We start from the raw sequence: 23,778 nt of genomic DNA on the forward strand, positions 1-23,778 counted from the left end.
CTGCGCGCCGCGCGCGCACGGACGCCGACGCGATGAGATCGGATGAACGTGCCATGCTTTGAGCTTCCTTTCGTTTTCGATTCAATGCTTAACGCCGGCGGCCGCCGGCCATGCGAAACCGGGTTCGCCCGGGCCGGGCTGCGCGCGCCCCACGCCGAACAGCAAGCTGCGCGGGCTCGTGCTGAACACGTCGGCCGCGCGGTCCACCGCGCGCGCCGCCCCGCTCACGTCGGTCGCGAGCGCGTTCATGCGCGGCAGCGTCTCGTAGTCGAGCCGCGCCGACATCTCCTGCAGCGACGCATTCATCGTCGAGAGCGCCGCGCCCGCGCGATCGGCCGCCGCCCCCGCCTTGTTCAAGTTCGAAACGAGCGGCCCGTTCGATGCGGACAGCTGCGTGACAAGCGCGTTCGTCGAGGCCAGGGTGCGCGACAGTTCGTTCATCGTGCCCGGCAACTGCATCATGGCCGGCTTGGCTTCTTGCGCCAGCTGCGTGACCGCATCGGCCGTATGCTGCAGGCTCAGAGCCGTCGCCATCAACTGCGCGCGGGTTTGGTCCGACAGCATCGCGTCGGCCTGCACGGCCACGTTCTGCATTTCGTGCAGCAGCGCGTCGCCGCGCACCTGCAGCTGATCCAGCAAGCCCGGGCGCATCGGCAACTGAGCGACATGTTTCGCCGACGTCGGCACCGGCGCGAGATCGGTGCCCGTATCGTCGAGTTGCACGAAGGCAATGCCGGTGACGCCCTGCAATCCGAGACTGCCGAACGTCGAGCGCGTGATGGGCGCGTTTTTATCGACGAGGATGCGGATGACGATCGTGCCCGGGTGCGCGCGATCGAAACGGATCGACTCCACCTTCCCCACTTCGAGCCCGCGATAGCGCACATCGGCGTCGGTCGACAGCCCCGTCACGTTCGTGTGCGAGATCAGGTCGTACGGTATGCGCACCGTGCGATCGAGATTGAACCAGAACACGGCCAGCGCGATCACGAGCCCAAGCCCGATCGTGAAGAGTCCGGCCCAGAATGCATGCGATTTGTTTTCCATTCGCTTTCGTCCCGTCGTTGCGCGCGCGGCGTCAGGAAACGGCGCGCCGTCGCGTCATAGCGGTACCTCGGCCGACGCGGCTTCGAGCGCCGCCGCCGGCAGCCTGGCACGGCGCTCGGGCGGCAGCGCCTGCAGCGCGCGCCGGCCGCGCCGGCCGAGAAAAAACTCGCGGATGAACGGATGATCCACCGCCGCCGCTTCCTCGATCGGTGCGGCGACGAGCACGCGGCGCTCCGCGATCACCGCGACCCGCGTCGACAGCGACGTCATCGTATCGAGATCGTGCGTGATCATGACGACGGTCAAGCCGAGCGCGCGATGCAGCGCCGCGATCAGCTCCACGAAATCTTCCGATGCCTTCGGGTCGAGGCCGGCCGTCGGCTCGTCGAGAAACAGCAGCTCCGGCTCGAGCGCGAGCGCCCGCGCGATGCCGGCGCGCTTGATCATGCCGCCCGACAGCGCGGACGGCATTTTCGACGCATGCTTGCACGGCAGCCCGACCATCTCGAGCTTGAGCATGACGATGTCGTTGAGCAGCGGGGCCGGCACGCGGCCAAGCTCGCGGATCGGCTGCGCGATGTTGTCGAAGACCGACATCGACGAAAACAGCGCCCCTTGCTGGAACAGCATGCCCACGCGGCTGCGCATGACGCGCGCCGCATCCTCGTCGATCGTCGACGTATCGCGCCCGAACACCTCGATGGTGCCCGACGTGGGTGCATCGAGCCCGAGAATCTGGCGGACCAGCGTGGTCTTGCCCGAGCCCGAGCCGCCGACGATCGAGACGACCTCTCCGCGCCGCACGTCGAAATCCAGATGCTCGTGCACGACCGTGGCGCCGTAGCGTTTGGTCAGATCGCGCACCTCGATCACGCGCTCGGCGATCGCGGGTGGCGGGCAGTTGCGTACGGCCGCGGATAGGGGTGTGCTCATAGTCCGACGTTCTGAAAGACAATGGCGAAAACCGCGTCGGCCAAGATGACGACGGTGATCGACGAGACGACCGACGACGTCGTTCCCGCCCCGAGGCTCTGCGAGTTCGGTTTGATCCGGAACCCGAAGTGGCAGGCCGTGAGCGCGACGAGCATCCCGAACACGACGCCCTTGCCGAGCCCGATCCATAGATTGGCGATCGGCACGACGCTCGGCAGCGCGCGGATGAAGAACGAGATGTCGATGCCGAGCACGAGCTTCGCCGACAGCGCGCCGCCGATCAGCGCCACGATGTTCGTCCACACGACGAGCAGCGGCATCGCCACCGCCAGCGCGACGACGCGCGGCAGCACGAGACGCAAGCCATGGGGAATGCCCATGACGAGCATCGCGTCGAGCTCCTCGGTGACGCGCATGACGCCGATCTGCGCCGTGATGGCCGAGCCCGAGCGCCCGGCCACCAGGATCGCAGAGAGCACGGGGCCCAACTCTCGGATCACCGAGAGCCCGAGGATGTTGACGATGAACTGATTGGCGCCGAACAGCCGCAACTGCTGGGCCGACAAGTAGCTCAGAACGATGCCGATCAAGAATGCGACGAGCGCCGTGATCGGCAGGGCCCTCGCGCCGGCGTTGTAGACGTTCGCCGAAATCTCGAGCCACGGCGCGCTCGACGGGCGGCGCAACACGGTCAGCAGATCGAGCACGAAGCGGCCGAACATCGCCAGGCCGCCGTAGGCGTGATCCGCGAAGCCCAGCACGGAACGGCCGAGCGCCGTGACGAAACCGACACGTTCGACGGCCTCCGGGCTCTCGCGCTGCGTCTCCAGCAGGGCGATGCGCGAGAAGATGTCCCGTTGGGTATCCGTCAGCGTGATCCGTTCGGGCATCCGGCGGCCCCACACGCGCCACAGCGCTTGTCCGCCGACGTGATCCATCCGTTCGACGGCCGACAAATCCCACTGCGCCGGCGCCGCGCGCGCGAGCGCCGCCAGACGCGACCGTGCGCCGGTACGGGCACGGTCGCGCGCGAGCGCCAGCGCCGTCCACTGTCCGGACAGCCTGACCAGCGGGCCCAGGCTGCTCGTTTCGATGCGCAAGCCCGGCGGAGTGTCGAAGTCCAAGGAAGGAAAGCCCCACGCGACGAACTGAACTCGCGCCATTGTAGCGGGCAAGGCGCCGCCGCGGCCTCCTAGCGGCCCTCGGTCGGGTGCGGCAGCGAACCGGCAGGCCGCTCGCGCCCGCCGCATGTTTGGCGCGGCGCCTCGCGCAGGCCCCACTCCCCCACTACAATACGGCCATGACCGATACCCTCTCTCCTCCCCCGGGCTCCGGCTCGCCGCCGAACGGCCGCGCCGACGACTGGCGCATCGACCGCGAGCGCGCGCGTGCCGGCGGCGCGAGCGCGATCCCGCCCGAGGCGCTCGAAATCGTCGACGAGACCACGTCGACCAACACCGACCTCATGGCGCGCATGAAGGCACTGCCGCGCGAGCGCGTCGCCTTCGGAGTACATGCCGTACGCGCCGCCTACAACCAGAGCGCCGGCCGAGGACGACAGGGCCGTAGTTGGCAGTCGACCCCAGGACACGCGCTGATGTTTTCGCTCGCATGCGTGCTGCCGCGTCCGCTCGCGGGGCTCGCCGGGCTCAGTCTCGCAACCGGCGTCGCCGTCGTCGACGCGTTGGCGCGCCTTTCCCCGAGCGAAGCGCAGCGGTTCGGGCTCAAATGGCCGAACGACGTCCTCCTCGACGGACGCAAGCTCGTCGGCATCCTGATCGAGACGGCTTGGAGCACCGCGAACGCCAGTGCCGTCGTCATCGGCGTGGGCATCAACGTGCGCCACGACGAGGCGCTCGAAGCGCAGTTGCAAGCCGCCGCCGCGACGATGCCCGCGCAAGCGCGCGCCACGCCGCCGACTGCGCTCTCGCAGGCACTGCCCAATGCGAATCTGACGGACACGCTGGCCGTGGTCGTCAAAGCGTTGACCGAGATGATCGAGCGCTTCGGCACGGACGGGTTCGCGCCGTTCGTCGACCGCTGGAACGCCTATCACGCGTACGCGAATCGCGAGGTCGTGCTGATCGAGAAGGGCGCGGAACTCGTGCGCGGCATCGCGACGGGCGTGGACGGGTCCGGCCAACTGCTGCTGTCCACCGACACGGGCATGCAGGCCATCGCGACGGGCGACGTCTCGCTACGGCTCGCCGGCAACGCGCCATGAACGGCCGGGCGCCGTTTCTGCTGATCGATGCCGGCAACAGCCGCGTGAAATGGGCGCTTGGCGATGGGCGGGGCGCGTTCCTGCACAGGGGTGCATTCGCGCATGGGCGGGACGCCGATTCTTCAGCCGATTCTTCGGGCGATTCCGCGGATTCCTCGGGCCGACAGGCGCCGGCTCGCAAGGATGACGGCGTGCCCGCCGCGCAAGCCGCAGGCACCATGGAAATCGCCGAATGGGCCGCACTTCCCGCGCCGAGCGGCGCGTGGATTTCGAACGTCGCGGGCGAAGCCGCCCGCGAACGGCTCACGCGGCTGCTCGATGCCCATTGGCCAGGTCTGCCTCGCGCGTTCGTCCGCGCGCGCGAGCGGCAATGCGGGGTCGTCAACGGTTATGGCGTGCCCGAGCGGCTCGGCAGCGATCGCTGGGCGGGCCTCATCGGCGCGCATGCGGCGTTTCCGGGCGAGGCGCTCTTGATCGCGACGCTAGGCACGGCGACGACGCTCGAAGCACTGACCGCCGACGGCCGCTTCGTCGGCGGCATGATCGCGCCCGGGTGGTCGTTGATGATGCGCTCGCTCGGCGAGCATACTGCGCAGTTGCCGACGCTGGCCGTCGACTCGGTACGCACGCGGGTGGGCGATGCGCTTGCACGGCATTGGTTCGCAACCGACACGCGCCATGCGATCACGGCGGGTTCGTTGCTCGCGCAGGCGGGGCTCATCGAACGCGCCTGGCGGGAACTTTGCCGGGCTTGGGATGTGCCGGTGCGGCTCGTCGTCGGCGGCGGCGCGGCCGGTGACGTGGCCGGCGCGCTCGGCGTGCCCCACACGTGTCACGACACGCTCGTGCTGTCGGGGCTCGCGCTGATCGCGGCGGAAGACGCCGCGGTTGCCAGAGAGATGTGAACGATAAGGAGACGTGACGATGTTGCGTTGGCTAATCGCCATTTTGTTTCTCGCCAATCTGATCGCATTCGGCCTTGCGAGCGGCATGCTCGGGCCGCTGCCGGCAGCCGGGGCGCGCGAAGCGCATCACCTCGAGCGCCAAGTGCACCCCGAGTGGCTCAAGGCACGGCCGATCTCGGAGGCGCAAGCCGCCGAGCAAGTCATCGTCGGCCAGCCCGACCCGACCCCGACGATCAGTTCCGCGCCGCTCGGCGGGTAATCCCAGGCGGGTAGCCTCGGCCCCGCAGGGGCTGCGAACAACGCTTTGCCGGCTCGCTTACGCGTTGCCCGGTTGCGCGCGCACCTTCTTGAGCAGCGCCGTCGTCGAGCGTTCGTGTTCGAACGCGATCGCAAGCGCCCGCCCGCCCCAGCCGCGCACGAGCGCCGATTCCGGCAGCGCGTCCATGTCGTAATCGCCGCCTTTGACGAGCACGTCCGGACGCAGCGCGCCGATCAACTCGACGGGCGTTTGTTCGTCGAACCGAACGACCCAGTCGACGCTCTCGAGCGACGCGAGCAGCGCCATCCGATCGTCTTCGCCGTTGATCGGCCGATCGTCGCCCTTGCCGAGCATGCGCACGGACGCGTCGGCGTTGACGCCGACGATGAGACACGCGCCGAGCGCTTTCGCGCGCGCGAGATACGTGACGTGACCGCGGTGCAGGATATCGAACACGCCGTTCGTGAAGACGACGGGCGCGGCGAGCGTGTCGCGCCGCGCGGCCAGCCCTTCGCGGGTGATGATTTTGCGTTCGAACGAAACGGAGGACATCAAGCGGGTTGGTGTTCGGCCGAACCCGTGCCCTGCAGACGCGCCGTCACTTCCTTGCGGTAGCGGTTCAATTCCTGCGCCGTCGTGAACGTGCGCTCGAACAGCAGCGACAGATTGTGCAAAATGCGCTCGACGACCTTCTTTTCCCAACCGTCGTCGAAGCGGATCTGCTCGTCGAGCCAGCGCTCAAGCCATTCCGGATCGGGCAGACGCGATTGAATCGTGTCGCGCGGGAACAGATCGCGGTTCACGTGCAGGTTGGTGGGGTGAAGCGGCTTTTCCGTGCGGCGCGCCGACGCCATCAGCACGCCGATCTTCGCGAAGGCAGAGCGCGCGACGTCGCCGCAATTGTTCAACGCCTTCTTCATGTAGCGCAGGTAGGCGCCGCCATGGCGCGCTTCATCGCGCGAGATCGTTTCGTAGATCTGCTTGATCACGGGCTCCGTGTGCCATTCGGCCGCACGGCGATACCAATGATTCAAGCGAATTTCACCGCAGAAGTGCAGCATCAGCGTCTCGAGCGGCGGCGCCGGATCGAACACGAAGCGCACCGCGTGCAGTTCCGCTTCCGTCGGCACCATCTCGGGCCTGAAGCGGCGCAGGTACTCCATCAGAACCAGCGAGTGCTTTTGTTCCTCGAAGAACCAAACGCTCATGAACGCCGAGAAATCGCTGTCGTGGTGGTTGTCGCGCAGGAACATCTCAGTTGCCGGCAGCGCCGACCACTCCGTGATCGCGTTCATTTTGATCGTCGTCGCCTGCTCGTCGGTCAATAGCGACGCGTCGAACTTGTCCCAGGGGATGTCCTTCTCCATGTCCCATCGGACCGACTCGAGCGATTTGTAAAGTTCCGGATAAAGCATGGTGTTCATAGGTCCCACCCCTGGTCTGCCCATTCCAACTTGTATGACAATTGCCGCACGCGCGATCGATCACCGCGCCGGCGCGGCGAAAAGCACATAATTTTACGCTGCGATTACGCCCGTTTATTGATCGAACTCAAGACCGGCCATGCGGCGAAACACCGCGCGTGAAGGCATCGGCCGGCGACGAGCGCCTCGGGCGATGATCGAACGCGGCGCCGCGCATCGCGCCGAGCCCCTAGTCGACTCCGGCGGGACGGCGGCGCGATCTGCCGCGATCATCGTTTTTCGCTGTTCGCCCACGGACCGTAATCTTTGAAATGATAGCACGCGTGGCGCGCACAACAGCCGCCTAGGAAGGCGCCCGACGCGCCGCTGCAACGCCGCGCCGGCGGCGCACCGCGGCATCCGGTACCGGCGCGCTCAGCGGCCGGGACGCGGCGCCTCGACGCCCACCGAAGCGCCGCCCGCGCCGACTGCCTTGTCCTCGGTCAGCGTCGCGCGAATCCACTCGGTCAGCCGCTCGCGCTGCGCCAGAGCATCTCGAAAACCGAGGTCGATCAGTTCCTTGGCGAATTCCGCCTCGAACAGCAGATAGCTCGCAAACGACGCGCCCGCGGCTCGATTGCCGCCGACGGCGCCCAGCAGTCCGCGCACCGCCAGCGGCAGACGCTTCAGGTGCCGCACGGCCATCAGTTCGATGCGCTCGCTCGGGGCGATCGGCAGCACGTCGACGTGACGCCATTCGCTCTCGGGCTCGACGTGCTCCGGCAGGTGGCGAATCATGCGGTTGATGTGCTCGATGCGTTCGATATCGGCGCCGATCGAATCGAGAAAGACGCTGGCCATGACCTGCTGGCCGATCTGCGCGAGCGAGGGATAGCCACTTTGGAGGCCGGCCGCCGCCGGCACTTCGGGACGCGGCGTCGCGGCGCCCAGCACGACGATGCGCTGCGCGCCGAAATGGATCGCGGGGCTCAGCGGCGCGATTTGCCGAATCGAGCCGTCGCCGAAGTATTCGGTGCAGCCGTCGAGTTCGAGCGGCACCGCGGGAAACAGAAACGGAATCGCGCTCGACGCAAGCAGATGCGCCGGCGTAAGCGACACCATGCGCGCACCGCGCTGGGCACGCCGCCACGACTGGATCGGCTCCTCGGCCTGGTAGAACGTCAAATGCCGGCCGCTCGAGTAGCTCAGTGCCGTAATCGACAGCGCGTGCAGCGCATGGGCGTCGAGCATGTCGGCGATGCGCGCGAAGTCGAGCGCCCCATGCAGCAAAGCAGCAAGCGGACTGTTGTCGAACAGCGCGCGCGGAGAGCGCCGCACGGCCCAGCCGAAGCTCATCGTCGCGAGCCAGCGCGCGCCGGCCGCCGCCACGCCGCGCCAATCGGTCCGATAGACCTGCTGCGCGCGAATGTGCGACCAGAAGTCGATGAGGCGGCCCACGCCGAGCGTGAAGTCGTCGGCGTGGCTCGCGATCGAAGCCGCGTTGATCGCGCCCGCCGACGTCCCGCAGACGATCGTGAAAGGCGACGCGCGCTCGAGTGGCGCGACTTCGTGCGCGATCTGCGCGAGCGCCTTGAGCGCCCCGACCTGGTAGGCGGCCCGCGCGCCGCCGCCCATCAAAACCAGGGCCAGGCGCATGGCGTGCCACCGCAAGAGAGGATCGAGCAAGCGCGCCGCGCGCTCGCCAAGACTGGCGCGCGACGTCCCCGACGCTTACCGGCGTACGTCATTTTTCTCCGCGCGCGGCGCCTCCTCCCGATTCCGGCGCACGCTTCGCCGCGCTCTTGCGCGCCGGTGCGCGCTTGGCAGCCGGCTTGGACGCCGACGCGGCGGGCTCGCCCGCGTCCTTGGCGCCCTGGGTGCCGTCGGCGCCGGCCTTTTTCGACGTATCCGGCTTCGCGTCCGCCTCGCCACCGGCGGCGCCCGGTTGCGTCATGGCGAATGCGGCAAGCTGATTGAACTGCGACTGCAGCAGGTTCCACCAGCCCGACGGATCGAACGCCGCACTCGCTTGTGCATCGGCTTGCGCGTCGTCGGCCTTCTGCGCGCGGTCGCTTTCGCCGGCGCCCTTATCGCTCGTACCGCTCGTACTGCCCGAGCGAGCCGACGCACTGCTCGTCGAAGTACCCCAAGGCGACGACGTACTCGCCGGGGCGGCGTCTGACGCCGGCTGCGTCATCGACGCCTGCGCGAACGCGCCGAACGCGCGCAGCGTCGAGAGCGTCGAGCGCTGCACTTCGAGCGCCTGGATGGCCGATTGCAGCATGTTCAAATTCAGCTTGAGCCATTGCTCGACGGCACGCAGATCGGTGATGCGCTTGTCGAGTTCCTCGACGTTCATGAGCGGCGCCATCATGTCCGACATCGCGGCCAGCGGCGCACCGAAGCCTTGCGCCGAGCCCGGCTGCATGCCGGGAAACGCGGTGCCGAACGGCGTGAGCCGCATCATGTCCCACATCTTGTCGAGCATCTCGGCGGGCGGAAAGCCAGGGAAGCCAGGGAAAGGCGGATTGCCGCCGGCGGTGTCGGTCATCGAGCGCTCCTCGGATAGATGAGAGGGATGAAGATGAGAGTTTTCGTGAAGAAACAGTGAGTCTCGGTCAGGCTGAATCAGGAAAGTTCGTCGCCGCCCGGGAAATCGGGCGCGCGCCGCTCGCGCAGCGAACGGATGCCCTCGTGCACGTCCGGGCCCGAGAAGCCCATGAATTCGAGCGCCAGCGACGTGTCGAACGTGGGCCCCGCCATGCGCAGCCAGTTGTTGAGCGCGTATTTGGTCCAGCGGATCGCGCTTTGCGAGCCCTGCGCGAGCCGCGTCGCCACCTCGAACGCCTTCGGCAGCAAGTCGGCTTCGTCGACGGCCAGCGATACCAGCCCGATCCGTTCGGCCTCGGCCCCGCTCACGGCCTCGCACAGCAGCAGGTAGTACTTCGCCTTGGCCATCCCGCACAGCAGCGGCCAGACGATGGCCGCGTGATCGCCGGCCGCGACGCCCAGGCGCGTGTGCCCGTCGATGATGCGGGCGTCGTTCGCCGCGATCGACACATCGGCCAGCAACCCGGCGACGAGCCCGGCGCCGACGGCCGGCCCATGCATCGCCGAAACGATCGGCTTGCTGCAGTTGATGACGTTGTAGACGAGGTCGCGCGCTTCGCGCCAAACGCGCGAGCGCACGTCGAAGCGATCGGCCATCTGCTCGACGAGGCCCAGATCGCCGCCCGCCGAAAAGCCCTTGCCCTCGCCGCGGATCACGGCGACGCGCGTGGCCGGGTCGCGGTCGATGTCGCGCCAGATTTCGGCGAGTTCGCGATGCATGTGCTCGTCGGCCGCGGCCAGCCCGCTCTTGTTCATCCCTGCCCCGCTCATGACGACTTCGAGCACGCCATGCGGATGGCGCCGCAAACGCAGCGACCGGTAATGCGCGTACGGCGTCAAATCGTCGGGAGGTGTCGTGTCTGTCATCCGTATCGGCTCGTGTGGGCTCGTGTCAGGTATGCCGGCGCTGGGCGGCGCCGCCGCTCCTTCGTCAGTGTAGGCCCGCGCGGGCGGCCTGGCATCAGGCCAAACCCGGCGCGGGAAGGACGTCAATGCGGGGCGTTGCCGCGAGACTTCACCGCGGGAAGTTACCGCGCGCGCTCGAGAGGCGCAACCGATTGCTCGATCGCGCCGAAGATCGACTTGCCGGCCTCGTCGAACATCTCGATCTTGACCGTGTCGCCGTACTTCATGAACTCCGTTTGCGGCGCGCCGTTCGCGATCGTCTCCAAGCAGCGCTTCTCGGCGATGCAGCAGTATCCGCGTTTCTCGTCCTTGTTCGAGACGGTGCCCGAACCGACGATCGAGCCCGCGCGCAGGTTGCGCGTCTTCGCCGCGTGCGCGACGAGCTGGCCGAAGTGGAACACCATGTCGACGCCTGCGTCGGGCTGGCCCACCTTCTTGCCGTTCCAATGGACGACGAGCGGCCGCTCGACGCGGCCCTCGCGCCAGTGCTCGCCGAGTTCGTCGGGCGTCACGGCGACGGGCGAGAACGCCGTGGCCGGCTTGCTTTGGAAAAAGCCGAAGCCTTTCGCGAGTTCGGCCGGAATCAGATTGCGCAGCGAGACGTCGTTGACGAGCATCAGCAAACGCACGGCCCTGAGCGCGGCCTCGGGCGCCGCGGCCATCGGCACGTCGGACGTGACGACGGCCACTTCGGCCTCGAAGTCGATGCCGAACGCTTCGGAGGCGCACACGATGTCGTCGCACGCACCGAGGAAATCGTCGCTGCCGCCCTGATACATCAACGGATCCGACCAGAACTCGGGCGGCATCTCGGCGCCGCGCGCGCGTCGCACGAGCTCCACGTGATTGACGTAAGCCGAACCGTCGGCCCATTGATATGCGCGCGGCAGCGGCGCCATGCAGTCCTTCGGCTCGAATGCGAACGTATTGCGGGCCCGGCCTTGGTTCAGCGCATCGTAAGTTTCAGCGAGCTGCGGCGCGTAGAAAGGCCAGTCGTCGAGCGCGCGCTGCATCGTCGGGGCGATGCCGTCGGCGATGGCGGCCGTGCGCAGGTCGCGCGAGACGACGATCAGTTGACCGTCGCGTGAACCATCTTTGAGCGTGGCAAGTTTCATGGTGCGAGGTTCGAAGCCGTGATGAGATGACGATAGAGGGAATCTATTTTACGATGGTGAATACGCGGCGCCGTTCGGGATGGTGCCGTGCGCCGCCCGCCTTGTTTTTTTTGCCGCTTTCGGCCCTTGCTCCTCTCATTGTTCGCCCATGTCCGCCACGCACGCTTCCTCGCCCGACACGCTCGATTCCGCGCTCGACGCATCGTCCGATGCGCTCGACGACGCCAACGACGGCGAAGAAAAAGTGCGCTCGGGGATTCAGTCGATCGAAGTCGGCTTCCGCCTGTTGGAGGTACTGACGAACGAGCCGGGCGCGATGATGCTGCGCGATCTGGCCAAGCGCGCGCAGATGAGCCCCGCGAAGGCGCACCGCTACCTCGTCAGCTTTCTGCGCCTGGGCGTCGTGGCGCAGGATCCCGTCTCAGGCCGCTACGAACTCGGCGGCTTCGCGCTGCAGATGGGGCTCGCGCGGCTCGCGCGCGTGGATGGCGTCAAGCTCGCGCGACTGGCGCTCGGCGAGCTGCGCGATCGGCTCGACGTGACGGTCGGCATCGCCGTCTGGGGTAATCTCGGACCGACCGTGGTCCATTGGACCGAGTCGAGCCACCCGGCAAAGGCGTCGCTCAAGCTCGGCGACGTCATGCCGCTGCTGGGCTCGGCCACGGGCCTGCTGTTCGCCGCCTATCTTCCGCGCGGCAAAACCGCGCCGATGATCGAGCGCGAACTGTCCGACTCGCGCCGTTCCGCGCATGCGACGGGGCCGCGCAGCGAGGCCGAACTCGAGCGCGCGCTCGACGACGTTCGCGCCCACGGAGCGGCGCGCGTGGCGGGCATGCTCCTGCCGACGATCCACGCCTTTTGCATGCCGGTGTTCGATGCATCGGGCGACCTCGCGCTGGGGCTGATCGCGCTGGGGCACGAAGGGGCGTTCGATCTGTCTTGGGATGGCGAAATCGCCGTCGCGCTGAAGACCTGCGCGAGCCAGCTCTCCTACGAACTCGGCTTCAGCGAAGCGCCGAGGTAGCGACCGCCCCCAACGGCCAATCGAAGGCAGCCCCATTGGAGGCGGGCGCTTTTCGCGCACTCAGCGCGACGCCCGGTTTGCGGGCATCATGTCGGTTTGTCTACGCATTCCCCGTCGTTTCGGCGCTCGAAACGTCGTCGTTCACTCGATGATCGAGCACCCCGCCATGTCGTACCCATTCTGTTCCGACACTGTCCGCACCGCCCCCCCCACCCGCGGGACGCATCGCCGTGCCTGGCGCTGGGGCATCGCCCTAGCGGGGGTCCTGGCGCTGCACGGCGTTGCCGTGTTCTGGTTCGCGCGATATCACGGCAGCTTTGCGCCCGAAAAGGTCGTACCGCCGGTGCAGGTGGCGCTCTTGACGCCGCAGCCGATCGCACGCGATACCGTGCGTGCGGCGCCCCGCCGTCCGGCCGTGCGCACCGAATCCGGCGGCGCCCATGAAGGCGGTACGCATCCGCCGGTGCTGCATGCGCTCGCGCCATCGAGCGTCGTGCCCCCTTTGACCGAAAATACCGATAAAGCCGAAAAGGCCGAAGCGGCCAGCGCGACGCAAAGCGCCACGGCGGGCCCCGGCAATGCCGCGGGCGCCTCCGGAGCCGCCGCGGCGCAAGCGGCCGCCCCCGCGCAGGCCAGCGCCGCGGCCGCGGGCATCCGTTTCTCGGTACCGCCGTCGGGCGATCTGCACTACAACACGTTTTACAACGGTGTGGAAAATGCGCCCGGCACGATCCACTGGGAGAGCAGCGGCGACGGCTACGAAATGATCGTCTCGGTGCCGCTGCCCTTCGTCGGTACGTTCACATACGAAAGCCATGGCCGCATCGATGCCTTCGGTCTTTCACCCGAACACTACATCGAAAAGCGCGGGCGCCGCCCCGAAGACGTGACGACGTTCGATCGAGCGGACAAACGCATCGGCTTCACGCGGACGAGCACGACGCTTGCGCTGCCCGACGGCGCGCAGGATCGCTTCAGCGTGGTGATGCAGCTTGCAAGCCTGGTGCGCGGCGACCCCGATGCGTATAAACCGGGCGTCACACGCTCGTTTTACGTGGCCGACAACGACAGCGGCGAGCTTTGGCCGATAGAGACGATCGGCGACGAATCGATCCAGACGGCCGAGGGCTACATCCAAGCGCGCCACTTCATGAGACTGCCGCGGCACGACGGCGACCGGCGCCGCATCGACGTCTGGCTCGCCCCGGCGCTGGGCTGGCTGCCCGTGCGGATCATGCAGACGGAACCGAACGGTTCGCAGATCGAGCTCGTGTGGCGGGGGCCGCTCAGAGCGCCGGGCGCGAAAAATGCGTTCACATCGGGCGAGACACCGGATGATGCGTCCGATGCCCCGGCGGCGGATACCGGGGCGGCCGAAGCCGGGCCGGCGCGCGAGCACCCCTAAACCAGCCGCCCGCGCGTGCCGTTATCAGGTGTATCGAAGCGCACGGACGATCCACGATGTTTTCCTTGCCGCTCGAACGTTTTGCCGGGTTTGGGTCTAATCTTATGTATAGGTCGACGACGCAGAGTTCGGAAATGAAGTACTGAGATCTATGACGAGCGGAACATGAAGAATATTTAGTTGCAATGTTCCAACCCGTTTTAAGCGTCGTTTAAGACCCACCCCTTGAAATTCCATGCAACACGCTCCAAGTACTGGGCAGAAAACGGCCAGGAGCCTAACGGAATAAGGAGTGTCGCCATGCAAATGATCTACAACAGCCCCAACTATTGTGTCGTCGAGTTCGCACCGCAAGCGGACCATCTAGCGATGAACGCCGGTGGCTACGAAATCGTAGACAAGAACACGCAGCGCGAGATCTTCATCGACGGTGCGATGGCGACGCAGTTTCGCGAACACGTCCGCAAGCTGATCGAAGAGGAACCCTCGCTCGATGAAGTCGACGAGTTCCTCGGTCAATTCGACAGCCTGATGACACAACCCGTCGTGCTTCACTGACGGCCGCCACGGCCGCAAGGCGGCGCGACATCCCCATCGAACCCCGTCCGGCGTACCGGGCGGGGTTTTCTTTTGCGCGCGGCGAAAGCCGGTCGCCTCCGGCAGGCCCCCCCGGCAGCCGCTACAATGTCAGATTCCCAGATTACGCACCGAGCCCGCTCGCCATGAATCCGTCCGCCGTTTCCGCCGTCTCGCCCGCCACCGGCACGCATTACACGCGAGGCGCGGCGCTGCCCGCGCTGCTCGCGTCGCGCATCGTGATCCTGGACGGCGCGATGGGCACGATGATCCAGCGCTACAAGCTCGACGAAGCGCGCTATCGAGGCGAGCGCTTCAAGGATTTCGGGCGCGACGTGAAGGGCAACAACGAGCTGCTCTCGATCACGCAGCCGCAAATCATCGGCGAAATCCACGAGCAGTATCTCGCGGCGGGCGCCGATATCATCGAGACGAACACGTTCGGCGCCACGACGGTCGCACAAGCCGACTATGGGATGGAATCGCTCGTGCGCGAGATGAATCTCGAATCGGCCAAGCTCGCGCGCGCGGCCTGCGACAAATATTCGACGCCCGACAAGCCGCGCTTCGTCGCCGGCGCGATCGGGCCGACGCCGAAAACGGCCAGCATCTCGCCCGACGTGAACGATCCGGGCGCGCGCAACATCACGTTCGACGAACTGCGCGCGTCCTACTACGAGCAGGCGCAAGCGCTGCTCGACGGCGGCGCCGATCTGTTCCTCGTCGAAACGATCTTTGACACGCTCAACGCGAAGGCCGCGCTGTTCGCGCTCGACGAGCTGTTCGACAATACGGGCGAAGTGCTGCCCGTCATGATCTCGGGCACGGTCACCGACGCATCGGGCCGCATCCTCTCAGGGCAAACGGTCGAAGCGTTCTGGAATTCGCTGCGTCACGCGAAGCCGCTTACATTCGGGCTGAACTGCGCGCTCGGCGCGGCGTTGATGCGGCCGTACATCGCCGAGCTTGCGAAACTGTGCGACACCTACGTGTCGTGCTATCCGAACGCGGGCCTGCCGAATCCGATGAGCGATACCGGTTTCGACGAAACGCCCGCGGACACGTCCGCCCTGCTGAAAGAGTTCGCGCAAGCGGGGCTCGTCAATCTCGCGGGCGGCTGCTGCGGCACGACCCCCGAGCACATCGCGGCGATCGCCAAGGCGCTGAGCGGCGTAAAGCCGCGCGCGTGGGCCAACTATCGCGACGCGGCTTGAACAAGCAGCAGACCTAAACGGGAAAACGGAACATGCCTGCCGTCCAGAATCTGACGATCGCCGGCTACAAGTCGATCCGCGAGCTGCGCGATTTCGAGCTACGCGACCTGAACGTCTTGATCGGCGCCAACGGCGCCGGCAAGTCGAACTTTATCGGCTTTTTCCGTATGCTCGCCGAGATGTACGAGCAGCGCTTGCAGCTTTATGTTCAAACGCAAGGCGGTCCCGATGCGCTGCTGTACTTTTCGCGCAAAGCGACTTCGCTCATGCATGCCCGGTTCGATTTTTCGGGAGAAGGCGGGTACGACTTCGCACTTGTCCCGACAAACGACAACCGGCTGATTTTCCAGAGCGAATTGGTTTGGCATCCACCGACTGGCAAGGGAGCTGGTCGGCCAACGATCATGCCTCTGGGAGCCGGCCATGCCGAGTCCGAAATCAAGAACTCGGAAAAGCAGCTCAGCGAGTACGTGCGCCCGACCATCGGCAGTTGGCGTGTCTATCACTTTCATGACACGAGCGACACAGCCCGTGTCAAGCAAGTGCATGCCACCAACGACACGTTGCGCTTGAAAGTCGACGGCGCCAATCTGGCGGCGTACCTCCGAATGCTGCGTGGCAAACATGAAGCACACTATCGAATGATCGTCGATACCGTGCGACTCGTCGCGCCTTTCTTCGGTGATTTCGTTCACCGCGACGACGATGCCTCGACGATCGAGCTCGAATGGACGGAAAAGAGCGATCCGGACACCCCGTTCAAAGCCCATATGCTTTCGGACGGCACACTGCGCTTCATATGCCTGAGCACGCTCCTCCTGCAGCCTTGGTCTCTAATGCCGTCGACGATATTGATCGACGAACCTGAACTCGGCCTCCACCCGTTTGCGATCAACGTCTTGGCGGATCTTCTGAAGCGCGCTGCCGAGCGCAAGCAGTTGATCGTGTCGACTCAATCCGTCGAATTGCTGAACTGCTTCGAACCCAGCGATGTCGTCGTCGTGGACCGAAAGGACAACGCGTCGACGTTCACGCGACTCGATGCGCATCGTTTGAGCGACTGGCTGGCGGATTACACCCTCGGCGAGCTATGGAAACAGAACGTCCTCGGTGGGAGGCCTGCATAATGGTCGAGTTGATCATCGTGTGCGAGGGGCAAACCGAAGAGACGTTTGTCACCGAGGTGCTTGCCCCAGTGCTGGCGCCGGCAGAAATCTATACCACGCCGCGAACGATCCATACGTCTCCGACATCGCGAGGCGGCGGGCTCAATCTCGATCGAGTCAAGCGGACTCTGCGCAACACGTTGCGCGAGCGGGCCGATACGTTCGTAACGACGTTCTTCGACCTCTACGCACTTGGCCCGACCTTTCGCGGATTCGCAGACACTAGAGGGCAGCCCCCCACCGAACGAGCGCGCACGATCGAGCAGTGGCTGCATGAAGACGTCGTCGCTTACGCTGAATGCCGGCCTGAGCGCTTCCTTCCTCATGTGCAACCGCACGAGTTCGAGGCGCTGCTGTTTTCCGATGTCGAGCGCCTGTGTGCAGTGGAGCCCGAGTGGGCTGTCCACGCGCAGGCGTTAGCCCGCGTGCGGGGCAGCGTCGACGATCCCGAATGGATCAACGACTCGCCACAAACAGCTCCATCGAAACGGCTTGAAGTACTCGCGCCAAGCTACCGAAAACGCCGACACGGCCCTGTTGCCGCAGCCAAGATTGGCCTCGACAAGATTCGTGAGCAGTGCCCGCATTTTCGCCAATGGTACGAGCGCATCATCGGCCTGCAGCCGATTTGACCAGCTCGCCCTAACGCCATCCATCGACGACACCATGACCGAACACATGATGCGCCTTGCCGGCCTCGAGCCGTTTAACGTCGCCTCCGGCGCGCTTTTCATCAACGTCGGCGAACGCACGAACGTCACTGGCTCGAAAGCGTTCGCGCGCATGATCCTGAACGGCCAGTTCGACGAGGCGCTCGCCGTCGCGCGCCAGCAGGTCGAGAACGGCGCGCAGGTCATCGACATCAACATGGACGAGGCGATGCTCGATTCGAAAGCGGCCATGGTGCGCTTTCTGAATCTGATCGCCTCGGAGCCCGACATCGCCCGCGTGCCGATCATGATCGACTCGTCGAAGTGGGAGGTGATCGAGGCGGGCCTCAAATGCGTCCAAGGCAAGGCCATCGTCAACTCGATCTCGCTGAAGGAAGGTGAGGACGCGTTCCGCCATCATGCGCGCCTCATCCGCCGCTACGGCGCGGCGGCCGTCGTGATGGCATTCGACGAAACGGGCCAAGCCGATACGTTCGAACGCAAGACGCAGATCTGCAAGCGCTCTTATCGGCTCCTCGTCGACGAAGTGGGCTTCGCGCCCGAAGACATCATCTTCGATCCGAACATCTTCGCCGTCGCCACCGGCATCGAGGAACACAACAACTACGCCGTCGATTTCATCGAGGCCACGCGCTGGATCAAGCAGAACCTGCCCTACGCGAAGGTGAGCGGCGGCGTGTCGAACGTCTCGTTCTCGTTCCGCGGCAACGACCCGGTGCGCGAAGCGATCCACACGGTGTTCCTCTATCACGCGATTCAAGCGGGGATGGACATGGGCATCGTCAACGCCGGCCAGCTCGGCGTGTATGCCGATCTCGACACCGAGCTCAGGGAGCGCGTGGAAGACGTCATCCTCAACCGCCGTGCCGATGGCACGGACCGCCTGCTCGAGATCGCCGATAAGTTCAAGACGGGCGCGGCGAAGAAGGAAGAGAACCTCGAATGGCGCAATCAAGGCGTCGAGGCGCGCCTGGCCCATGCGCTCGTGCACGGCATCACGAACTTCATCGTCGAGGACACCGAAGAGGCCCGCCAAAAGATCGACGCGGCCGGCGGCCGGCCAATCAACGTGATCGAAGGCCCGCTGATGGACGGCATGAACGTCGTCGGCGACTTGTTCGGCCAAGGCAAGATGTTCCTGCCGCAGGTGGTCAAATCGGCGCGCGTCATGAAGCAGGCCGTGGCGCATTTGATTCCGTTCATCGAAGAAGAAAAGAAGCGGGTCGCCGAGGCGGGCGGCGACGTGCGCGCGAAGGGCAAGATCGTCATCGCCACAGTGAAGGGCGACGTGCACGACATCGGCAAGAACATCGTCTCGGTCGTGCTCCAGTGCAACAACTTCGAAGTCGTCAACATGGGCGTCATGGTCCCGTGCAACGAGATCCTCGCGAAGGCAAAAGTCGAAGGCGCGGACATCGTCGGCCTGTCGGGGCTCATCACGCCGAGCCTCGAGGAGATGGCTTACGTCGCCTCGGAAATGCAGCGCGACGAGTACTTCCGCATCAAGAAGATCCCGCTGCTGATCGGCGGCGCGACCACCTCGCGCGTGCACACGGCCGTGAAGATCGCCCCGAACTACGAAGGGCCCGTCGTCTATGTGGCCGACGCGTCGCGCTCGGTGTCGGTCGCCTCGAATCTGCTCTCCGACGAAGGCGCGGCGAAGTATCTCGACGATCTGAAGACCGAGTACGACCGCATTCGCCTGCAGCACGCCAACAAGAAAGCGCAGCCGATGGTGACGCTCGGCGAAGCGCGCGCGAACAAGGCGAAGATCGATTGGGCCGCCTATGAACCGGTCAAGCCCGCGTTCGTCGGCCGGCGCGTGTTCAAGAACTACGACCTGAACGAGCTCGCCCAATACATCGACTGGGGCCCGTTCTTCCAGACGTGGGACCTCGCCGGCCCCTATCCGGCCATCCTCAACGACGAGATCGTCGGCGAATCGGCGCGGCGCGTGTTCTCCGATGCGAAGTCGATGCTCGCTCGGCTCATTCAAGGCCGCTGGCTGTCGGCGAGCGGCGTGATCGCGCTGCTGCCGGCAAATACCGTCGGCGACGACGACATCGAGATCTACACGGACGAGTCGCGCACTCAGGTGGCGCTCACTTGGCACAACCTGCGCCAGCAAAGCGTGCGGCCCGTCGTGGACGGCGTGATGCGGCCGAACCGCTCGCTCGCCGATTTCATCGCACCAAAGGATTCGGGCGTGGCCGACTACATTGGCATGTTCGCGGTGACGGCGGGGCTCGGCGTCGACGTGAAGGAAAAGCAGTTTTTGGCCGATCTCGACGACTACAGCGCGATCATGTTCAAGGCCCTCGCCGACCGCCTGGCCGAAGCCTTCGCCGAAGCGATGCACTCGCGTGTGCGGCGCGAGTTCTGGGGTTACGCGAAGAGCGAGACGCTCGGCAACGAGGCACTGATCGCCGAGCAATACACCGGCATCCGTCCCGCCCCCGGTTATCCGGCCTGCCCCGATCACCTCGTCAAACGCGACCTGTTCACGGTGCTCAAGGCCGACGAGGTCGGCATGACGGTGACCGAATCGCTCGCCATGCTGCCTGCCGCGAGCGTTTCGGGCTTTTACATCGCGCATCCGGAAAGCCGCTACTTCTCGGTCGGCAAGATCGCCCGCGATCAAGTGGAAGACTTCGCGAACCGCAACGCGATCGCCCTGTCCGACGCCGAGCGCGCGCTCGCGCCGCTGCTGTGATCCGCTGCAGCCGCCGTAATCGCTAGGCACGCGCAACGCTCGCGCCGGCGCGCGGATCCGCTAGCGGACGCGGCAAAAAGCAAGAGCCCGGTTCACGCCTGCCAGCGGGAACCGGGCTCTTTTTTCGGATCAAAACGGCAACGCTTACCGCGCCGCCTGCCGCCTGGGCGTCAGCCCTTGGCTCACACGCCCCAGAGGACGTCGGCGTTTTCACGCTGCGCTTCGCGCAGCATGTCGAGGAACGGATACGCGCGCTGTGCCAGGCCGATCGGCAGTTCGTGGCGCTCGTGCCCTTCTTCCCCTTCGTGGAAATGCCCCTCATGCTCGGCGATCTCCCGCTTGTCGGTCACGATCGCCGCCTCGAGTTTCGAGATTGCCGTGGGCAGTTCTTCGTGCGTAATCACGCCGCGCGCGCCCAGGTGCTTGCCGACGATGCCGACAAGGTACTGAGCCAGATTTTCGAGCATGACGACGTCCGGCGCCGCACGACATTTGAATGTAATCAACATGATGGACCCATATCTTTCGTTTTGTTTACCACGCCTGACGGCGCCGCGACGTCACTTGCCCCGGGCTTCGCGGCATGCGCCGAATCGCGCGAACCGCACGCCCCTTGCCGGGCGCCTCATTGAGACATATTAGCACCTGCTAAAATCTGCCTAGACACAAACGCGCGCGCCCGCGACACGCGAGCGCGAATGCGGCGGGCGCCGCCCGCTTGCCACTGCGCCAACCCTTTGCGTCCGCTTTGCGCGGATCGCCACAGCCGACCGTACAGAAACAGCATGCTGCCCGCACATAAACTGAGTCTAGAAGCCTTGCTCGCCGCCGGCGTCAAGCAAGTGGTCACCGAATCGAACGGCGATGCCGCCGGCGCGCCGGCCATCGCGCTCGAGCGCCCGAAGGCGGCCGCGCACGGCGATGTCGCCTGCAACGTCGCCATGCAATTGGCCAAGCCGCTGCAAAAGAACCCGCGCGAACTCGCGCAGCGCATCGTCGACGCCGTGCTCGCTCAAGCAGCCGCGAAGGACTTGATCGAAGCCGCGGAAATCGCCGGCCCCGGCTTCATCAACCTGCGTCTCACGCCGAAGGCGAAGCAAGCCGTCGTCGGCGCCGTCATGGCCGAAGGCGAGGGTTTCGGGCGCTCGGCGCACGGCACGGGCAAGCGCGTGCTCGTCGAGTTCGTCTCCGCCAATCCCACGGGGCCGCTGCACCTCGGCCACGGCCGCCAAGCCGCGCTCGGCGATGCCCTGGCGAACGTCATCGCGAGCCAAGGCTATGCCGTGCATCGCGAGTTCTACTACAACGACGCCGGCGTGCAGATCCACAACCTCGCCGTCTCGACACAAGCGCGCGCGAAAGGCCTTTCGCCCGGCGAAGCCGGCTGGCCCGAAGCGGCCTACAACGGCGAGTACATCGCCGACATCGCGCGCGATTACGTGAACGGCGAGACAGTCGCGGCCAAGGACGGCGAACCCGTCAAGGGTACGGGCGACATCGACGATCTCGACGCGATCCGCAAGTTCGCCGTCGCCTACCTGCGCCACGAGCAAGACATGGACTTGCAGGCGTTCGGCGTGAAGTTCGACCGGTACTACCTCGAATCGTCGCTCTATACGGAAGGCCGCGTCGCCAAGACGGTGGACGCGCTCGTCGCGACGGGCAAGACGTTCGAAGAAGAAAACGCGCTGTGGCTGCGCACGACCGAATACGGCGACGACAAAGACCGCGTGATGCGCAAGTCCGACGGCACCTACACCTATTTCGTGCCCGACATCGCCTATCACGTCACCAAGTGGGATCGCGGGTTCGAGAAGGTCATCAACGTGCAGGGCTCCGACCATCACGGCACGATCGCGCGCGTGCGCGCGGGCTTGCAGGCGCTCGGCGTCGGCATCCCGCAGGGCTATCCCGACTACGTGCTGCACAAGATGGTCACGGTCATGCGCGACGGCCAGGAAGTGAAGATCTCCAAGCGCGCCGGCAGCTACGTGACCGTGCGCGACCTGATCGAATGGTCGGGCGGCGCTACGCCGGGGCAGGAAGCTTCGCCCGATCTGCTCGACGAAGCCACCATCACGCGCGGGCGCGATGCCGTGCGGTTCTTCCTCATCTCGCGCAAGGCCGATACCGAGTTCGTGTTCGACGTCGATCTCGCGCTGAAGCAGAACGACGAGAACCCGGTCTATTACGTCCAATACGCGCATGCGCGGATCTGTTCGATCCTGACGGAGTGGAAGTCGCGCTTCGGCGGCGACGAGGCGGTGCTGCCGAGCATCGACGTGTCGGTGCTCACGAGCGATCGCGCCATGTCGCTGATGAACAAGCTCGCCGAGTATCCCGACATGCTCACGCATGCCGCGCACGAACTCGCGCCGCATGCGATCGCGTTCTATCTGCGCGACCTCGCCGGTGAATTTCACTCGTTCTACAATGCCGAGCGCGTGCTGGTCGACTCGCAGCCCGAGCGCGACGCGCGCATCGCGCTGCTCGCGGCCACCCGGCAGGTGCTCGCCAACGGCCTCGCGATGATCGGGGTCTCGTCGCCGGCGAAGATGTAACTGTAACGATCCCGCACGTTCGCCGTGCGGCGCCACGCGCCGTCGCTATAATCGATGGCCGCCCTCGTGCGGCATCAGCTTGGCGCACGCCGGGCGCCGCTCTCCGGGTTTCTTTCGCAGGTGATTCAGATAATGGCAAAACCGAGCCGTACTTCGCCACGCAGCACGTCGAAACAGCACGCCAAGGGCACCTCCGGGGCGTCGAAGCAAACCGGGAGTACGTTCCTCGGCATCGTGCTGGGCCTGATCGTCGGCCTCGCCATCGCGGTCGTCGTGGCGCTCTACATCACGCGCGCACCCACGCCGTTCGTGGCGAAGGTCGCGCCGTCCGGCGCGTCCGATGCGGGCACGATCCAGCAGCAATACGATCCGAACCGCTCGCTGCAGGGCAAATCGCCGGGGCAGCCCGTCCCGCAGGCGGCCCAGCAAACGCCTCCGCCGAACACGGCGCCGGGTCAATCATCGGCACAGCCGGCGCCCGCGCCGGCGCAAGCGCCGGGCATGCTGCAGGAGCCGCAGATCGTCGAAGTGCCGTCCGCGAACGGTGCCTCGAACACCACGGCCGGCAACGCCCAAGCGCAGCCTCAAGTTCAAACTCAAGCTCAGCCGAACGCCAACGCACCGGGCCAGGAAAAGAAGCCCCCGCAGGTAGCGAACGTGGCGCCGGCCGCACCTAACGCCAACAACGCCGCGCATCCGAATAGCAGCGCGGCGCCCGGTGCGAACGACGCGAATACGGGCTACTTCCTGCAGGTGGGCGCCTACAAGACCGCGGCCGACGCCGAGCAGCAGCGTGCGCGCCTGGCATTCCAGGGTTTCGAGTCGAAGGTGTCGCAGCGCGATGCCGGCGGCGTCACGTATTTCCGCGTGCGTATCGGGCCGTTCTCGAAATTCGACGACATGAATGCGACGCGCCAGCGCCTGTCCGACGCGGGCATCGATACGGCCGTGATTCGCTTCACCAAACAGTAATAGACCGTAATGCATAGCCGAGCCCGAGCCGTCCGCCGCTGAACCATGCGGCGGCGGCGAGGGTCTCAATCGGC

Annotated in this window: 22 protein-coding genes; 12 read left to right on the forward strand and 10 right to left on the reverse strand. The window is 65.9% G+C overall.

All coding sequences use genetic code 11. The features are described from left to right. Positions 1-81 precede the first annotated feature (81 nt). The 3 genes from DWV00_RS06090 to DWV00_RS06100 are packed head-to-tail and all read right to left on the reverse strand — an operon-like array spanning position 82 to position 3,104. Complete coding sequence (locus DWV00_RS06090; RefSeq protein WP_115532628.1) at positions 82-1,047, reverse strand: MlaD family protein; 966 nt, start codon at positions 1,045-1,047, stop codon at positions 82-84. A gap of 54 nt (positions 1,048-1,101) precedes the next feature. Next, positions 1,102-1,980, reverse strand: coding sequence for an ABC transporter ATP-binding protein (locus DWV00_RS06095; protein WP_115532629.1), 879 nt, complete (start codon positions 1,978-1,980; stop codon positions 1,102-1,104). After that, complete coding sequence (locus DWV00_RS06100; RefSeq protein WP_115532852.1) at positions 1,977-3,104, reverse strand: MlaE family ABC transporter permease; 1,128 nt, start codon at positions 3,102-3,104, stop codon at positions 1,977-1,979. The genes DWV00_RS06095 and DWV00_RS06100 overlap by 4 nt, the downstream gene beginning before the upstream one ends. 176 nt (positions 3,105-3,280) lie before the next feature. On the opposite strand from DWV00_RS06100, the gene DWV00_RS06105 reads away from it, so the two are divergent. The 3 genes from DWV00_RS06105 to DWV00_RS06115 are packed head-to-tail and all read left to right on the forward strand — an operon-like array spanning position 3,281 to position 5,368. After that, positions 3,281-4,204: a biotin--[acetyl-CoA-carboxylase] ligase gene (locus tag DWV00_RS06105; RefSeq protein ID WP_115532630.1), complete on the forward strand. Its 924-nt coding sequence runs from the start codon at positions 3,281-3,283 to the stop codon at positions 4,202-4,204. Then, entirely contained in the window at positions 4,201-5,109 is a 909-nt protein-coding gene (locus DWV00_RS06110) for a type III pantothenate kinase (protein WP_115532631.1), read from the forward strand. The genes DWV00_RS06105 and DWV00_RS06110 overlap by 4 nt, the downstream gene beginning before the upstream one ends. A 19-nt stretch (positions 5,110-5,128) precedes the next feature. Then, positions 5,129-5,368, forward strand: coding sequence for a hypothetical protein (locus DWV00_RS06115; protein ID WP_115532632.1), 240 nt, complete (start codon positions 5,129-5,131; stop codon positions 5,366-5,368). A 57-nt stretch (positions 5,369-5,425) separates the two neighbouring features. Here DWV00_RS06115 and rfaE2 read toward each other — a convergent pair whose 3' ends face one another. The 6 genes from rfaE2 to DWV00_RS06145 form a co-directional block, all read right to left on the reverse strand. Further along, the gene (gene rfaE2, locus DWV00_RS06120; protein ID WP_115532633.1) at positions 5,426-5,920 is read right to left on the reverse strand and encodes a D-glycero-beta-D-manno-heptose 1-phosphate adenylyltransferase; all 495 of its coding nucleotides are present in this window, start codon (positions 5,918-5,920) and stop codon (positions 5,426-5,428) included. Continuing rightward, the gene (locus tag DWV00_RS06125; RefSeq protein WP_115532634.1) at positions 5,920-6,792 is read right to left on the reverse strand and encodes a ferritin family protein; all 873 of its coding nucleotides are present in this window, start codon (positions 6,790-6,792) and stop codon (positions 5,920-5,922) included. The genes rfaE2 and DWV00_RS06125 overlap by 1 nt, the downstream gene beginning before the upstream one ends. A gap of 414 nt (positions 6,793-7,206) precedes the next feature. Continuing rightward, entirely contained in the window at positions 7,207-8,427 is a 1,221-nt protein-coding gene (locus DWV00_RS06130; protein ID WP_115532635.1) for a patatin-like phospholipase family protein, read from the reverse strand. An 88-nt stretch (positions 8,428-8,515) separates the two neighbouring features. Beyond that, a complete protein-coding gene (locus DWV00_RS06135) occupies positions 8,516-9,322 on the reverse strand; it encodes a PhaM family polyhydroxyalkanoate granule multifunctional regulatory protein (RefSeq protein WP_115532636.1) in 807 nt (268 codons plus the stop codon). Between the two features lie 77 nt (positions 9,323-9,399). Next, positions 9,400-10,248, reverse strand: a complete 849-nt coding sequence (locus tag DWV00_RS06140; RefSeq protein ID WP_115532637.1) for an enoyl-CoA hydratase/isomerase family protein — start codon at positions 10,246-10,248, stop codon at positions 9,400-9,402. 161 nt (positions 10,249-10,409) lie between these two features. Further along, positions 10,410-11,402, reverse strand: coding sequence for a fumarylacetoacetate hydrolase family protein (locus DWV00_RS06145; RefSeq protein WP_115532638.1), 993 nt, complete (start codon positions 11,400-11,402; stop codon positions 10,410-10,412). A gap of 148 nt (positions 11,403-11,550) precedes the next feature. Between DWV00_RS06145 and DWV00_RS06150 the strand changes: the two genes are divergently transcribed. The 7 genes from DWV00_RS06150 to metH all read left to right on the forward strand — a co-directional run bounded on the left by DWV00_RS06150 (position 11,551) and on the right by metH (position 20,171). Beyond that, positions 11,551-12,426, forward strand: a complete 876-nt coding sequence (locus DWV00_RS06150) for an IclR family transcriptional regulator (RefSeq protein WP_115532639.1) — start codon at positions 11,551-11,553, stop codon at positions 12,424-12,426. A 166-nt stretch (positions 12,427-12,592) separates the two neighbouring features. Further along, complete coding sequence (locus DWV00_RS06155; RefSeq protein ID WP_115532640.1) at positions 12,593-13,831, forward strand: DUF3108 domain-containing protein; 1,239 nt, start codon at positions 12,593-12,595, stop codon at positions 13,829-13,831. Between the two features lie 300 nt (positions 13,832-14,131). Beyond that, positions 14,132-14,389 carry a BTH_I0359 family protein gene (locus DWV00_RS06160; protein ID WP_115532641.1) on the forward strand — a complete coding sequence of 86 codons (258 nt, stop codon included), beginning with the start codon at positions 14,132-14,134 and terminating at the stop codon, positions 14,387-14,389. Between the two features lie 164 nt (positions 14,390-14,553). Next, positions 14,554-15,621 carry a homocysteine S-methyltransferase family protein gene (locus DWV00_RS06165; RefSeq protein ID WP_115532642.1) on the forward strand — a complete coding sequence of 356 codons (1,068 nt, stop codon included), beginning with the start codon at positions 14,554-14,556 and terminating at the stop codon, positions 15,619-15,621. A gap of 32 nt (positions 15,622-15,653) precedes the next feature. Then, entirely contained in the window at positions 15,654-16,748 is a 1,095-nt protein-coding gene (locus tag DWV00_RS06170) for an AAA family ATPase (RefSeq protein ID WP_115532643.1), read from the forward strand. After that, the gene (locus DWV00_RS06175; RefSeq protein WP_181885372.1) at positions 16,748-17,419 is read left to right on the forward strand and encodes a DUF4276 family protein; all 672 of its coding nucleotides are present in this window, start codon (positions 16,748-16,750) and stop codon (positions 17,417-17,419) included. Before DWV00_RS06170 ends, DWV00_RS06175 begins: the two co-directional genes overlap by 1 nt. A 34-nt stretch (positions 17,420-17,453) precedes the next feature. Continuing rightward, complete coding sequence (metH, locus tag DWV00_RS06180; RefSeq protein WP_181885373.1) at positions 17,454-20,171, forward strand: methionine synthase; 2,718 nt, start codon at positions 17,454-17,456, stop codon at positions 20,169-20,171. A 182-nt stretch (positions 20,172-20,353) separates the two neighbouring features. Here the strand turns inward: metH and DWV00_RS06185 are convergent, their stop codons facing one another. Further along, complete coding sequence (locus DWV00_RS06185) at positions 20,354-20,680, reverse strand: DUF1840 domain-containing protein (protein WP_115532645.1); 327 nt, start codon at positions 20,678-20,680, stop codon at positions 20,354-20,356. A 276-nt stretch (positions 20,681-20,956) separates the two neighbouring features. On the opposite strand from DWV00_RS06185, the gene argS reads away from it, so the two are divergent. Next, positions 20,957-22,732 (forward strand): arginine--tRNA ligase, encoded by a 1,776-nt coding sequence (argS, locus tag DWV00_RS06190; RefSeq protein ID WP_115532646.1) that lies wholly within the window; start codon positions 20,957-20,959, stop codon positions 22,730-22,732. A 132-nt stretch (positions 22,733-22,864) separates the two neighbouring features. Continuing rightward, positions 22,865-23,704, forward strand: a complete 840-nt coding sequence (locus DWV00_RS06195) for an SPOR domain-containing protein (RefSeq protein WP_115532854.1) — start codon at positions 22,865-22,867, stop codon at positions 23,702-23,704. The last annotated feature ends 74 nt before the right edge of the window (positions 23,705-23,778 follow it).

Source organism: Trinickia dinghuensis (assembly GCF_003367175.1).
Taxonomy (GTDB): Bacteria; Pseudomonadota; Gammaproteobacteria; order Burkholderiales; family Burkholderiaceae; genus Trinickia; species Trinickia dinghuensis.

Excerpts from the sequence above, each read along its gene's own strand:
- DWV00_RS06090 (WP_115532628.1), bottom strand. The coding sequence starts at position 1,047 with ATGGAAAACAAATCGCATGCATTCTGGGCCGGACTCTTCACGATCGGG.
- DWV00_RS06095 (WP_115532629.1), bottom strand. The coding sequence starts at position 1,980 with ATGAGCACACCCCTATCCGCGGCCGTACGCAACTGCCCGCCACCCGCG.
- DWV00_RS06105 (WP_115532630.1), top strand. The coding sequence starts at position 3,281 with ATGACCGATACCCTCTCTCCTCCCCCGGGCTCCGGCTCGCCGCCGAAC.
- DWV00_RS06110 (WP_115532631.1), top strand. The coding sequence starts at position 4,201 with ATGAACGGCCGGGCGCCGTTTCTGCTGATCGATGCCGGCAACAGCCGC.
- DWV00_RS06115 (WP_115532632.1), top strand. The coding sequence starts at position 5,129 with ATGTTGCGTTGGCTAATCGCCATTTTGTTTCTCGCCAATCTGATCGCA.
- rfaE2 (WP_115532633.1), bottom strand. The coding sequence starts at position 5,920 with ATGTCCTCCGTTTCGTTCGAACGCAAAATCATCACCCGCGAAGGGCTG.
- DWV00_RS06125 (WP_115532634.1), bottom strand. The coding sequence starts at position 6,792 with ATGAACACCATGCTTTATCCGGAACTTTACAAATCGCTCGAGTCGGTC.
- DWV00_RS06130 (WP_115532635.1), bottom strand. The coding sequence starts at position 8,427 with ATGCGCCTGGCCCTGGTTTTGATGGGCGGCGGCGCGCGGGCCGCCTAC.
- DWV00_RS06135 (WP_115532636.1), bottom strand. The coding sequence starts at position 9,322 with ATGACCGACACCGCCGGCGGCAATCCGCCTTTCCCTGGCTTCCCTGGC.
- DWV00_RS06140 (WP_115532637.1), bottom strand. The coding sequence starts at position 10,248 with ATGACAGACACGACACCTCCCGACGATTTGACGCCGTACGCGCATTAC.
- DWV00_RS06145 (WP_115532638.1), bottom strand. The coding sequence starts at position 11,402 with ATGAAACTTGCCACGCTCAAAGATGGTTCACGCGACGGTCAACTGATC.
- DWV00_RS06150 (WP_115532639.1), top strand. The coding sequence starts at position 11,551 with ATGTCCGCCACGCACGCTTCCTCGCCCGACACGCTCGATTCCGCGCTC.
- DWV00_RS06155 (WP_115532640.1), top strand. The coding sequence starts at position 12,593 with ATGTCGTACCCATTCTGTTCCGACACTGTCCGCACCGCCCCCCCCACC.
- DWV00_RS06160 (WP_115532641.1), top strand. The coding sequence starts at position 14,132 with ATGCAAATGATCTACAACAGCCCCAACTATTGTGTCGTCGAGTTCGCA.
- DWV00_RS06165 (WP_115532642.1), top strand. The coding sequence starts at position 14,554 with ATGAATCCGTCCGCCGTTTCCGCCGTCTCGCCCGCCACCGGCACGCAT.
- DWV00_RS06170 (WP_115532643.1), top strand. The coding sequence starts at position 15,654 with ATGCCTGCCGTCCAGAATCTGACGATCGCCGGCTACAAGTCGATCCGC.
- DWV00_RS06175 (WP_181885372.1), top strand. The coding sequence starts at position 16,748 with ATGGTCGAGTTGATCATCGTGTGCGAGGGGCAAACCGAAGAGACGTTT.
- metH (WP_181885373.1), top strand. The coding sequence starts at position 17,454 with ATGACCGAACACATGATGCGCCTTGCCGGCCTCGAGCCGTTTAACGTC.
- DWV00_RS06185 (WP_115532645.1), bottom strand. The coding sequence starts at position 20,680 with ATGTTGATTACATTCAAATGTCGTGCGGCGCCGGACGTCGTCATGCTC.
- argS (WP_115532646.1), top strand. The coding sequence starts at position 20,957 with ATGCTGCCCGCACATAAACTGAGTCTAGAAGCCTTGCTCGCCGCCGGC.
- DWV00_RS06195 (WP_115532854.1), top strand. The coding sequence starts at position 22,865 with ATGGCAAAACCGAGCCGTACTTCGCCACGCAGCACGTCGAAACAGCAC.